The sequence below is a fragment of the Streptomyces sp. NPDC001513 genome (assembly GCF_042894695.1).
Lineage (GTDB): Bacteria > Actinomycetota > Actinomycetes > Streptomycetales > Streptomycetaceae > Streptomyces.
In genome coordinates this window covers 19,748-32,668 of record NZ_JBIAVU010000027.1, presented here as the reverse complement: position 1 = coordinate 32,668, position 12,921 = coordinate 19,748, and the positions used below count along the sequence as shown (strand labels likewise).

General features: G+C 69.3%; 7 protein-coding genes. All 7 read right to left on the bottom strand.

Annotated features, from left to right (window positions below):
- Window positions 1-54 precede the first annotated feature (54 nt).
- The 7 genes from ACFYZ4_RS39230 to ACFYZ4_RS39200 all read right to left on the bottom strand — a co-directional run bounded on the left by ACFYZ4_RS39230 (window position 55) and on the right by ACFYZ4_RS39200 (window position 12,918).
- A complete protein-coding gene (locus tag ACFYZ4_RS39230; protein WP_390786274.1) occupies window positions 55-6,156 on the bottom strand; it encodes a DNRLRE domain-containing protein in 6,102 nt (2,033 codons plus the stop codon).
- Between the two features lie 1,601 nt (window positions 6,157-7,757).
- The gene (locus tag ACFYZ4_RS39225; protein ID WP_390786254.1) at window positions 7,758-9,128 is read right to left on the bottom strand and encodes a hypothetical protein; all 1,371 of its coding nucleotides are present in this window, start codon (window positions 9,126-9,128) and stop codon (window positions 7,758-7,760) included.
- A gap of 217 nt (window positions 9,129-9,345) precedes the next feature.
- Window positions 9,346-9,897 (bottom strand): MOSC domain-containing protein, encoded by a 552-nt coding sequence (locus ACFYZ4_RS39220; protein ID WP_390786253.1) that lies wholly within the window; start codon window positions 9,895-9,897, stop codon window positions 9,346-9,348.
- Between the two features lie 7 nt (window positions 9,898-9,904).
- Window positions 9,905-10,138, bottom strand: coding sequence for an acyl carrier protein (locus ACFYZ4_RS39215; protein WP_327733592.1), 234 nt, complete (start codon window positions 10,136-10,138; stop codon window positions 9,905-9,907).
- Window positions 10,139-10,140: 2 nt separating this feature from the next.
- On the bottom strand, window positions 10,141-11,151 hold the full coding sequence (locus tag ACFYZ4_RS39210; RefSeq protein ID WP_390786252.1) for an NAD(P)H-dependent flavin oxidoreductase: 1,011 nt from the start codon (window positions 11,149-11,151) through the stop codon (window positions 10,141-10,143).
- Window positions 11,148-12,017 (bottom strand): hypothetical protein, encoded by an 870-nt coding sequence (locus ACFYZ4_RS39205; RefSeq protein ID WP_390786251.1) that lies wholly within the window; start codon window positions 12,015-12,017, stop codon window positions 11,148-11,150. Before ACFYZ4_RS39205 ends, ACFYZ4_RS39210 begins: the two co-directional genes overlap by 4 nt.
- A complete protein-coding gene (locus ACFYZ4_RS39200) occupies window positions 12,004-12,918 on the bottom strand; it encodes a diiron oxygenase (protein ID WP_390786250.1) in 915 nt (304 codons plus the stop codon). The genes ACFYZ4_RS39205 and ACFYZ4_RS39200 overlap by 14 nt, the downstream gene beginning before the upstream one ends.
- Window positions 12,919-12,921: the final 3 nt, after the last annotated feature.

Below are 12,921 nucleotides of genomic sequence, written 5' to 3'. Positions count from 1 at the left end.
GGTCCACAATGAGGAATGCTTTCGAGCTCTTGGCCATGTTGCTGCTTTTTGCCATTAGCACCTCCGGTGCCATGCGGTGGGGGCTGCGGGCCACCAGTTGACGACATACGTGTAAATCGATACACAAGTCCTGCTTTTCGCCATTGCGGAGCCGGCGACCCACGAAATATACCAGGAATACGCCCGGAGAATTTCAAACGCCACCTTCACCCAGCCTGAGGTCCAGGGAAGGATGGCGGAGAAGAATCCTCCTGCCGCTCCCGCACCCCAGGCGACACGCTGCGTTTCATTCCTGTTGAGGTAGAGCCAAACGTGCTTATAGGGCGACCACCAGCGACTCCACGTGCTGTACGACCACTTTCCGCTCAGGTCGGTGCAATTCACCGGGTCGCCGTAGCAGTACTCGTACGCGTTGGCGTTTCCACCGAACATGGGATCCACCGACAGGAAGCGCCCCTCGCTCGGGGAGTACAGGCGCACACCCATGAGGACGGCGTCGCTCGTTGCCACCGTGGAGCGCTGTTCGGCACCCAGCCATCCGTAGCGGTCCGCGGCGGCGCTGGCCGCGCGTGCGTTTCCGTACTCGTCGGAGTCGTACGCGCGCGGTGCGAACGCGCTGTCCAGGGGAAGCTGGAGGGCTACATCGCCGTGGATTCCCGAGAGGTTCAGCACGATACCTCCGGTTCTCCCGGTGGTGGCTGCCATCGAGCCCGACAGCGACTTCACGTTGCGCGTGATGACGGATGCCGAGGCGTCCTCTTCGATCCAGCCGGGGTTGTCCGACTCGTCGCTGTAGTGATTCTTCTTGGCCTCCGTCTGGGACCAGGTGCCGGCGTTCTGGGTCTCCACCGTCCAGGACCGGAAGCGCAGGCTGGGATCGATATCCCAGGTCTGACGCTTGTTGCCGACGGTCTGCCGGCGGACCAGGTCGTTGGCGAAGTACTCGATGCTGCTGATGCCGGGCTTGGCGGTGGTGCGCCCGAAGGCGTCGTATGTGTATCCCGCGTCCACAAGCCGGTCGGCGCTGTCGTAGGCGGTGTTCACGGTCGTGCCGCCGCCCGGGCAGTCCGCGCCGGGCGTACCGGCAGCGGTGGTCTTGGACGTCCGGTTGGTCCGGCTGTCGAAGCCGTAGGTACGGCGGGTGCACACGGTCTCGGAGGTGTCCTCGACCTCGGTGAGCCGACCGGTCTTGTCGTACTGGTACTTCTGGTTGGACCAGCCGCTGTGGCTGGATGCCTGGCCCTGAATCGACCGGGTCATGGTGTCGGCATACACCTGGGTGCCGTCGCTGTCCCGGGTGTAGGTGCGCTGGGTGGCGGCTCCGGAGGGGTCGACGGTGGTATTCAGGGTGTAACCACCGGGCAGTCGCTCGTTGGTGACCGTCCCCTCCGCGTTGTAGGTGGCCTGGAACGTACCGGCCACGGAGTCCGTGGTTGCGGTGGGCAGGCCTCGCGGTTCAGTCGTGTGGTTGTAGGTGTAGGTCGTTGTCGACGGGGCGTTGTCGGCGGTCTTGACCGGCCGATCAAGCAGGTCGTACTCCGTGGTGGTGACGCCCCCATCGGCGTCCGTGTAGGAGATCTGGCGACCGAGCTTGTCGAAGGCCTTGGTGACGGACCCGCCGGCGGTCGTCGTCTTGGTCGCCCGGCCGGTGACGCTGTCGTACTCGATCGTCGTCTCAGGGACGGCTTGGCCGGTGGCTCCGCTGATCGTGATCTTCGTGGGTCGAGGAGCGTCGTCGTAGGTGGTCGTGGTGGTGCGAGTCACACCGTTGGCGCTCTCGGTCACCTTGGCGACGCTGCCCCACCAGTTGTACTCCGAGGTGGTGACCGGAACCTGGTTCGGGTTGCTGCCTCCCCCGGTAATGGTCCCTCCGGGACCGGTCGAGCAGAGCAGACCTGCCCATTCCGGGCGCCCCTTGCATGCTCCCGTACCCGTGGCCGCCCAGTAGGTGGTGACGCGCGTGGAAGCCGAGGAAGCTGTTCCTCCGGGCTGGATCTGACGGACCATCCGCCCCTCCGAGTCGTACTCGGTGGTGGTGGTGAGTGCCAGGCCGCCCGGGTCCTTGATGGACTGGGTCTTCACACCCTTGACCCAGTCGTACACGCTCTGGACTGCCAGGGTCTCGCCCTGGGCCGTGGGGTGTTCGCGGACCTGCGCGCTGCTGAGCGTCTTGGTGACGACGCCCTTGATCGTGGCGGTTCCGTCGGTCGGGCGACCTGCGTCGTACTCGTGGACCGTCCGCGGCCGGGCCGTGACGGAGGTGCCGGCGGGGACCAGGACGGTGGAGCCGGACATGAGGGCCGCTGTCAGATCCACGCGGCGCAACGGGTCGAGGGCTTCCACCAGGCGGACGCCGTCCTGGCTGTACACAGAGGTGCTGGACAGCAGGGTTGCACGCTCGGCACTGGGCAGAGCGGCGATGCCGAGGTCTGCCTGAGTTGCGGTGTCAGTCGACGTCAAGCCGAGGGCGACGGCCCGGTTGGAGGCGGACAGCGATCGGACGGTGTTGCCGAACCTGTCGTACTCGGTAGTGGTGATGTGTCCACCGGGAGCGGCCGTGTTGCTGCTGCGGCCCGAAGCGCCCAAGTAGTTGATCTGGGCCCGCTTGTAGTCGGCCGCGGTGAGCGAGGCACCGTCGTTGGCCGACGGCACGGAGTCCGCAGGGAACAGCGCCGTCGCGTCGGTGGGGGCCGTGATCTGGCCCCAGGCCTTCACTTCCTGCGCGCCCAGCTTGTAGGGAGCCTTCGTACCGGTGGTCGGTACGTTGTACACGATGGTGGTCGCTGCGGTTCCCTCCGCGACGTCCGCAGTGCCCTGCTGAAGGCCGGAGCGGGAGGCCTTGAGGAGCATGCCGTCGCCGGCGGCGGAGCCGCCACCAGCGTTGCCGTACGTGAAGGACCAGGGCAGCTCGCCCGGGGTGGTGAGCTTGGTGACCCGGCCCGCGCTGTCGTACTCGTACAGGGTCTTCAGAGCCGGTGAGATCTGCGGGTTCCACGACTGGCGCAGGCGCCCGGCGTCGTCGTAGCCGAAGGACTGCACCACCTTGCTGGTCGCGGCGGCGGCACCGGGCTCGGTCGCCCAGAGGCGCATCTCCTTGACCTGACCGCTGATGTCGCCGAGAACGAACGACGTGGCGGTGGTCGTGGTCGCGTAGACGTACTCCAGTACCCGGCAGCCCTTGGTCGAAGGCGAGGCGGCGCAGGTCGTGGAGGGGACCGCGGACGTGGGGGCGATGACCAGCTTGGGGCGGGCCAGCGTCTTCCCGTTGGCCGTCACGGTCTCGCTCACCACCGTGGTGGTGGAGTTGACGGCGCCCGCACGCAGGGTGGTCGTCGTCTGCCAGGTCGTGGCGGCAGCATCAGGCTTGGCGAACGCGGTGACGGTGCCGGCCGTGTCCGAGAGCGTGAATCCCGAGCTGAACCCGCCCGCAAGGGTGAGCCCGTCGGAGCCCGGCTCGGGAAGCCACCCGTTCTGCGCCGTGTTCGCGGTGAAGTGGATGCTCGAACCCGTATTGGTGACCACGGCCAGTGCGGTGTCCGACACCTTGCGGATGTGCGTGTAGTCGGAAGCCGTCACCTGGTCGGTGATTCCCGCGGTCCACTCCTTGCCGAAGACCGGGGACTGGCCCTCCTGCGCTCCCCTGGACGGCTGACGGGACGATGCGCTGCGCATCGCGGCCAGGCCGAAGGCGTCGACATCGCTGCCCTGCAGGGCGAAGTCGCCGGTGAGCAGGTTGAGCGTGCCGGGACCGATCTCCTGGGTGGCAGCTCCTTCGGCGTTGCGGTCGACGACCGCGGAGAGGGGTTCCGTGGAACCAGTGGCCCCGGGGCCCGTGAAGTCGGCCTTGATCTGGACAGTTCCGTCCGGATCCACGGTGTCGGTGGCGTTCCAGACCAGCGGCGCGCTCTTGCCCGCGGTGAGCGGAACCGGCCAGGTGGTCAGCGGAGTGCCGCCGGCGGTGACGTGCCCGGCCGGAATCGCCGTCCAGGCATCAGCCTCGGAACGGCGCCACGAGAAGGACACCTTGTCGTACTTGTTGCCGTCAGCCTCCGCTTCGAGCGGCAGCCGACGGGCGGTCCTCTCGCCGGCAGACGGCTGGACGAATCCGCCAGGGCCTGCGTGGAAGGTGTATGCGACGGCTTCGGACTTGTTGTCGGCCTTGTCCACGCTGCGGACCTGCAGCGTGTGGGTGCCGTCCTTGGGCGGTGCGACGGAGAGCGTCTTCACGCCTGCGGCGCCACCCGTCTCCACCTTGGTCCAAGTGGTCCCGTCCAGGGTCCATTCCAACCACTGGTGGTCACCGGCGGGCGGAGTGACGGTGAAGTTGCCGGCCTGTCCGGCGCCCTTGACCCAGCCGTTTGACGGGTAGTCCGTCGAGGTCAGGCCGGTGGGGGCAGAGGGGGCAGCGGTATCGACCGTAAAGGTCTTCCACGCCGACCAGCCGAGGTTGTAGTGGCTGCCGTCGTAGGGGGAGGTGCGGAACTTGTACGTCTTGCCGTTCGTCAGAAGACCGGCGGGGACGGCTACCGATGCGACCTGCCCGGACGACACCCATGGGGAGACCAGGACGTTCCCGACCTGCGTGTCGGTCGAGGAGTCGAATATCTGGAAGCTTCCGTTGACCTTGTCACCGTTGGCGTCGACGAAGGTGTCCCGCAGTACCGGCGTGGTCGAGTTGACGACGTAGGCGCCACCGTAGGAGAAGAACGGCGCGCCGGCCTCCTGCTTCGTACCGGTACGGGGCCGGTAGTTGTAGGTGACGGTCAGCTTCGGCGGGTTCGAGGCCGCGTTGGCGGAGTTGACCCGCTTCCACTGCTTGGTGTTGTTCTCGTCCGTGGCCCGCAGGCCCATGCTGGAGAACGTCCACTTGTTGTTGGCCCAGTGCTGGACCAGGCTCGTTACGTCCGCGTTGATCCAGCCGTCGGGCTGGGAGGCGCAGCCGGGGTTGCCCTTGGTCTCGGTGGAGGTGGTCATCTTGGTGACCATCGCCGGCTGGTTCGTCCAACGGGAGCTGGTGGTGGGCCCGTTGGAGGTCCACACCTCCCAGGGCTGGGCGGAGCAGTCGGTGTTGCCGGAGTGGAAGTTCCACAGCGACAGCTTCGCGTCCGAGATCAGCGCGTCGGCGACCGGGGCGGTGTTCCAGGTGACGAAGGAACGGGCGGTGCGCCAGGTGCCGTCGCCGTTCTTGGTGCCCGGATTGCCGAAGTCGAGCTCGGTGTCGTTGGACCAGTCGACGGTCTCACCCTGCTGGACGTACGTGTCGAACAGGTTGCCCAGGGAAGAGGTCGACGGGTCGACGGTGACCGGGTACTTCGTCGCCGCGTCCGCGAGGAATCCCGCGTCCGGCGTGACGACCAGGTCGACTCCGTCCTTCGTCTTGACGACCTTCATGCCGACCTTCGCCCGCCGGGTGTGCTCACCGGAAGCGGCATCGACGGTCGCGTCCCACATGACCGGGGCCGGCATCGTCGCGGTCTTCTTCGACTTCTTGTCGGTGAACAGCACACTGCCGTCCGCCTGCTGCTCGACCTTCAACCCCTTGGTCTTCAGCGGCAGCGTGTACGAGAACCCGGCGGCCGGCTTCGCCTTCACCTCGACGAACTGCTCGAAACCGGTACGCGTGGCCTCCACGACCACATCCGCGCCCGGCACCGCATCCGGATACGTCGCCCGGGTGCCGTCCAGAACCGGAGCGGGCAGACCACCACGCCACTGCAGGGTGATGGCCTCGTCGCCCTGCCCCAGCGTCACGAGGTCTGTGGCGGCTGCAGACTGGGCTGCCGCCAGCGACTGGGCCTTCGTACCCTTCTTGCCCGACAGCCGCAGTCCCTGCGGGTGGGCCTTGGACGTCACCGAACCGTCAGCGGCGCTGGTGAGGTTCACATCCACATCGCGCCATTGGCCTTGGGCGTCCTTGAAACGGATGGGGCCTGCGGACACCTCAGAGGTGAGCGACCCGTCCTTGTTGGCCCATGTCGTCGACGTCTCAGTCCGTTCGGACAGAGCCTCGACCCGCTTGCCCGACAGACGGGCGGCCACTCGCGCGGAAGGTATGTCGGCGGCGGTAGTCGCCGCAGGGGCTCCAGCCTTGCCCTGCGGTTCAGGCTGAGCCGCGGCCAGCGCCGGATCCGCACCCTGAAGTGCAGAAACAGACATCACCACGGCCAGCCCCGCCGCGATCACCCCGAGCCTGCCCGGAGTGCCTGTCACCGATCTGGATCGTCTCCATGACGTCCCAGATCTGCTTCGCAAATACACAATCCCCCCATGGGGTGTTCTCGTGAGCGCTTGAAGTTGATCAAGCGCAGGGAGAACATAGCGGCCCTACAACTACCCCAAACGGGCAAAGCGTTAGACATCCGACATGTGGCTGACTAAGCGTTACCTAAAGGTAAGCACGCCAGCAGAACCGTCCTGCGTGCTGAGATGGCACCCGGTCCTTGCGGCAGCCCCTACGGCGCGTTCTGGCGCGGGCCGGGCTTGCAGCTCACGTGGCCAGCCGGGGAAGAGAGGCAGGGCCCCGCCCCGAGGCCATGCGCCAGAACCTCTGAAAGTCACGCTCCGCGCAGGCTGTCACGTCGGCCGTGTGCGCCCAGCCCACACCTTCTCCACGACCGCCGCAGGACACCGACTTTCCTGACGCACCCTCACCAAGTGAACACCGGGCCGGCATTGGCCCTGGCAAAGCCGACCCCAGCTGGTCATGGCCGGGAAACGTCGAGGGTCCGGAGAGGCCCTCCCGGAGCCCCCCGCCGCTTGCCCGGACGGAACGTTGTCCGCACAGGATGCGGCCCCCTCGACTGAACGGGTGCCCTCCATCCAGTCCTGGCGGAACTGGACGATCTCCTCGTTGCTGCGGCCGATCCAGTTCCAGCACGTAACACGAGATATCCGTCTTCGTGCAGGTCAGGAACGTGGTGGACCCTCCTGCGTCAGCAAAAGGTCAGCATTGGCGCCCGAGGAGTCCCGCACCGCATGGCAACGAAGTCCCTGCCCCACGGCATGGGCACCTTCTACAAGGACTGCGAGCACTCGCAGTCCCGCTGGTCGAAGTGCCCGCACGAATACACGCTCCGTTACCGCAACGCGGCCGGGTACACCGCGGAGTGGAAGGCCGGCCAGCGCGACCTCGCCGAGTCCTCGCTCCGCACCCTGGAGTCCGTGCTCGAGCACCGCATCCTCCGCCCCGGCGTTGGCCTTCGCCACGTTCCCGGGCGACATGGGAGCGCCGTACGGACGCATGTACTGCGTCCACAATCACTGACCCCAGCCCACCGCCGAGCCCGCCGTCCTTCGCCACGCCAGGGCAGCGGGCTCACCGGAAGGCGACGACCCTCCCTCAGGAGCCCGGGAGCCGTCATCCGCGTTGTTCGACAGGCGCTCTTCGAGCTGCTGGGCGCGTGTGGCCTGGCGGGCGCCGCGGGCGGCCGCGTCGGGCCAGGTCGGCTTGCAGTGAGGCCCGACTGACAACGGGCCCCCTCCCGGACTGCATGGCGGGTTCGTGGGCGGCGGAGTGGAGCGCGTCGAGGAGATCGCGGTGGCGGTAGAGGAAGGTGCGGTCGACACGGGCGGCGCGAGCAACAGCCGCAGCGGTCAGCGGATTTCGTAGTTCACGAGGGTCCCACCACGAGGAGACACCATGCCTACGTCGCCCCTCATCACCCCCTCCCGCCGCAGACCGACGTTCTGGTCGTCAGCGCCGGCCCCGTGGCACTGGCCCTGGCAGCGAGCCTGCGGCAGCCGTGCGGGGCCCTGTCTCAGTCGGCGTCGGAGGCCGGATCGTCGAGTTCGTGCAGCCCCGCCGGGTCCTCGTCGGTCAGCAGCTCCCCGGTCACGGTGATGAAGCGCTGGGCGTGGCCCCGGTGGACGCAGAGGAGTTGGTCGCGGGTGCCGGATCGGTCCCGGTACACGGCCAGCGCCGGACCGTACTTGCTGCTGTGCCCCGGCATCGCGGTGTCCGTACTCCACCCCGCGCCGTCGAAGGCGGACCACCACAGCTGCTGGCGGGCGGGGTCCCGGTGGACACACATCAGCTTGCCGTCGAAGACGGCGAGGCCGATGTTGCTCCGGGTGCGGTGGCCGGGCAGCGCGCCCTCGGAGGTCCAGGTGGTGCCGCTCAGCCTGGTCCAGTGGATCGCTCCGTCCTTGGGGTTGCCGTACAGCAGGTGCAGGTTGCCGTCGTACACGGCGAGCGCCGGGGACCTCGTGGTGGCACAGCCGGGGACGGGTTCGGGCGTTGTCCAGCTGCGGCCGTCCCGGCTGGTGGTGACCATGATCCGCTGGGCGGCGTCGGCGTAGGCGAGGTGGAGTGCGTCGCGGAAGACGGCCAGCGCCGGGCCGTAGACGCTCTCGGCGTCCGGGACCGGCCGGTCCGGCGTCCAGGCATCACCGTCGTACGAGGTCAGCGCCATGCCCCAGTTGCCCGAGCCGCCGCGGTGCGCGCAGTACAGCCGGTCCTGGAACACGGCCAGGGCCGGGCTGCCCAGGGTGTGGTGACCGGGGAACGGCTGGTCCTCGGACCAGCTGCCGTCCGCGCGGTGCGCGGTCCACCACAGGTCGGGGTCATCGCCCCGGCCTTCGTAGACGCAGTACAGGTCATCGCGGAAGACGGCCAGGGCCGGTGTTTCGGAGGCGTAGCGTGCCGTGAACTGAATGTCGGCTCCCCAGCCTTGGCGCGGTTCGAACACGCTGAACCACAGGCCGGTCTCGCGCGGCGGCGAGTTGAGGGCCACGGTGGCGAGGAGGGTGGGCGCGGCCCATGGCGAGACCAGCTCGCACCCGGTGCCCCGGGCGGCCGCCCCGATCTGTTCGGCGCGGCCGGCCAGCCCCGCGCCGACGGTTTCGGCGAGAGTCTCGGGCAGGGAGCCGGCGAGCACTTCCTCCACCAGGCGGGGGAAGCCGCTGTCGGGCCCAGTGCTGTTGGGGGGTGCGAGGCGGTCGGCGGCGCGCTGGTCGAGGCGGAGGGCGAAGCCCCACTCCAGTAGGCGGACGGAGACGGCGGCCCCCGCCGCGGCGAGCTCCGCGCCCGCCCGTTCCGCGCGCTCCACGGCCTTGGATGACGGAGCGTCCGCTCCGAACTCCGGTACCTTGCCGCTCTGCCGCCCGGGGGCGGCGCCTTCGATCGCCATACTGTCCTCCTGTCTGCTGGGCCACGGGCCGGAAGGCCGCATTCCGCGCAGCGCGCGGGCCAACCGTTCCGATCCGCGGATTGACATGGGCGTCGGGTCCGGATCCGGCCGGGTCTGCGCCGGCTCGGCGGCGCCCGGGACGCCGGCGTACGGGGTCCTCGATTCGGTGATGGCGTGCCGGTGTTCGGGCACGTCGTATTGGGCATCCGTGCCGTCCTCAGGGAAGGTCGGACGGAACGGGGGGCACGAGCTGCCGCGCGCCGTGCGGCAGCGGGAGGATCTGGTCGCCCACTCGGATCGTCCCGCCGCGGACCACCTCGGCCCGCAGGCCGCCGCGGTGCAGCAGGCCGCGGATCAGGCCCGGGCGGACCAGCTGTTCGAGGCGGGCGCAGGGTTCGCTGAGTTTGAGGCCGCGCAAGAGCACCGTGCCGATCTGGAACTCCTGGTCCACCAGCGGGTTGAGCCGGATCTCGCGGCAGACGAGGTTGCGGCGGCTCTCGGCGGGGGTGAGCGCGATGTCGTGTTCGCGTGCCAGGGCTTCCAGTGCCTCGGCCTCGATGAGGGTGACGTCGCAGACCCCGGACGCCCGGCCGGTGCCCCGGCGCCGGGGCCTCGGGCCCTCGCCCGCCCAGTAGTTGCGGTCCCCCGCCAGCCCGCGGCCGGTCACTGCGCGGGCCTCTGCTACGCGGAAGGTGGGCTCCCCGGCGCGCGCGGCGAGGTGCAGGGAGGTGACCCGGCCGGTTCCGACTAGCGGTGGGGCCTGTGCCATGGGCGGTTCACCCCTTCAGGAAGTGGTCCGTGAGGGACCGAAGGGTGCGGAACTGGTTCACGTCGATCTGGTCGAGCTGTAGTTCGCGGCCGATCAGGTCCTCCAACAGCAGGATGAATTCCATGAAGCCGAGGGAGTCGATCAGCCGGTTCTCGATCAGGTCGAGGTCCTCCGGGATCTCTTCGACGGTGGGGTTGCGTTCGCGCAGCCAGTCCACGACCGGCTTGATCACGTCGTCCATGATCACTTCTCCTGGATCCGGTGCAGTTGTCGGGAGTCCGTCGGGGGCCGGCGCGCGCTCTCGTACTCCAGGCGGACCCGGGCAACGGTGACGGCGGCCGGGTGCAGGGCGGTGACGCGGCTGCAGGACCGGCCGCAGTACATGGCCATCTCCTCGATGCGGCCGGTGGTGGCCTCGCTCGGAGCCGCCGCACTGTAGCGCGGTACCGGGTGCTCCCGGCCGTCCACCCGGGTGGTGGCCATGAAGGTGGCCGGGGCGCGGTCCGATGCGTTGGTGAGGGCATTGCGCAGGACCCGGTGCGGGCGGTTCGGCCAGCCGATGTCGAAGAGGGAGGTGATGAGGGTGTCGTCGGCCACGGCCTCGACCACCCGGCGTTTGAACTCCGGGTGCGCGGTGGATTCTGCGGCCGGGACGAACAGGGTTCCGGCCATCGCCCCGTCCGCGCCGCGCGCCACGGCCTCCGAGAGGTCCTTCCCGGTGGCGATCCCGCCCGCGACGGCCAGGACCGCGTGCGGGTGGCGGGCCCGGACGGCGGCCAGCAGAAGGTCCGCGGGCAGTCCGCCGAGCAGGTGGCCGCCGGCTTCGGTGCCCTGGAGGACCAGGACCGCCGCGCCCTGTCCGAGGGCCGTGTCGGCGTCCGCGAGGGTGCCGACCTGGACCACCAGCGGGTGTCCGGCCGCCCGCACGGCCTGGGCCGCGTCGGCGTCGGGCAGCCCGAAAGAGGTGACGAAGCAGCCCACGGGCAGTTCGGGCAGGACGGCCCGGAGCTGTTCCAGACAGCCGGCCGGCCCGATGACCTCGGGGACCACGTTCACCCCGAACGGGCGGCTGGTGACGGCCGCCACCTCCCGGACCAGCCGGGCGGCCCGCGCGGGCGTTTCCTTGTACAGCGCGAGGGTCCCGCCCGCTCCGGCCCGGGACACCTCGGCGCACAGGGCGGGGCCGGCGACGGCGCCCATCCCGGCTTGGAGCAGCGGCAGTTCGAGCCCGAGCCGAGCGCTCAGCCGGGTCACGAGACTTCCCCCGCCTGCCGTACCGCGCGGTGCGCGGCGGCCAGGTCCCCTTCGAAGAGGTCGCCCAGGGCGTGCACCCAGCGTTCCAGGCCGAAGGCGACGCAGCCGGTGAAGGCCGGGCGGCCCGCGTGGCCGATGGCGCGACGCTCGCCGAAGAAGTTGCGGTGGTTGTTGGTGGACGCGACGGCGGTGCCGTCGGTGTGCAGGTACTCCTCCTTGACCGGGGCGAGCAGCTGCATGACGGAGCGGGCGCCGTCCTTCTCGAAGAACGGGTCGGTGGCGGGCTGCCGGTCCAGGGTGAGGCCGAGGGCCGCGCCGAAGGCGAGGATCCGCTCCTGGTGCCGGTCGAGGTGGGTCCGTACGACGTCGGCGGAGCCGATGCACACGATCTCCCGCATGGTGAACCCCCTGAGCCTGCGCAGCCCGTCGTAGTGGTCCTCGTTGCGGAAGCACTGCGCGACGGTGGTGATCCGGACGGGGGTGTCGGCACTGGTGCCGGTGAGGTGCAGGAAGCAGCCGTAGCAGGCTGCGGAGGGCAGCAGGTGGGTGGCGTCGGCCAGCTCGGATGCAGGCAGCGCGGTGGTGGCCCCGGGCGGGTCCGCGGCGAGGGCGGCCAGCCGATCGGGGCGGATCCGGGTGACCGGGCTGCCCAGGTGCGGGAAGTTGCGGAAGTAGTCGAGGGACCGCAGGTCTTCGGCCCGCAGCAGCGGCGGGTAGCTCTGCTGCCGGGCTCCGGCCTCCGCGCCCCAGCGGGTGAACACCGCGTCGAGTGCGTTCCTCAGCAGGACGGCGGGTTCGTCGAGGGTGGCGAGTCCGTCCCGGACCGACCAGGTGGTCCCGGTGGCCGTGGGGTCAGTGACGGGCATCGAACACCCCGATCCGGTGGAGGAAGTCGGTGGTCTTGTGCAGGACCTTGGCGTGGGCGGCCTGCCGGGCGGGGTGGGCGAGCAGCCGTCCGCGCAGCGCGAAGCCGTTCGCCAGGCCCGCGTCCCGGTAGACGGCCGGGTTGTAGAAGGACTCCATGCTGGTGGTGATGTAGCGGCCGAGATAGCTGCGCAGTTCGAGCCGGGCCGCCTCGTCCAGGCCGCTGTCGAGGAGCCGCTCCCACAGCAGTTGCACCAGGCGGCGGCCGAAGGCGATGTGCCGGGACTCGTCCTGGTGGTGCAGCCGGTTGATGTGCCGGATGGTCGCGTGCAGTCGGCGGTCGGCGGCGAGCTGGACGTTGTAGTGGTCGACGATCTGCTCGAAGATCAGGATCCGGGCGAAGACGAGGAAGTTCTCGATGTCCGGGTCGCGCGGGGCCTCGGGCAGCTTGACCGACTTGTCGGGGTAGATCTTGTCGGCGTACTTGAGGCAGAAGGTGGCGAAGAACCACATGTGGTCGTTCTCCTCGCCGATGAAGTGATGGAAGAACTCGGAGGGGAGCTCGAAGCCGGGCGTGTGGATGCGCCGGGTGACCTCGATGAGCAGCTCGCGGATGCCGTGCACGTTGAGGCTGTAGAAGTTGACGCTCTCCCACCGGCTCAGGGCCTGGCACTGGGCGGGGCTCAGTTCGTCCATCAGCTCGGTTCCGTGGACGGAGAGCAGTTCGGGGGACATCCAGAGCCCGTCGGTGGGGATCGTGGGCGGCCAGTCGAAGGTGGTGAACGGGTTGTAGTAGTCCGCGGTGGCCTTGTCGGAGAGCCGGTCGAGCAGGGCCCTGAACTCGGTGTCGTCGGCGGTCGCGGTGCCGGCCGATCCGGCGGGCGGGGTGTTCCGGGGGTGCATGGG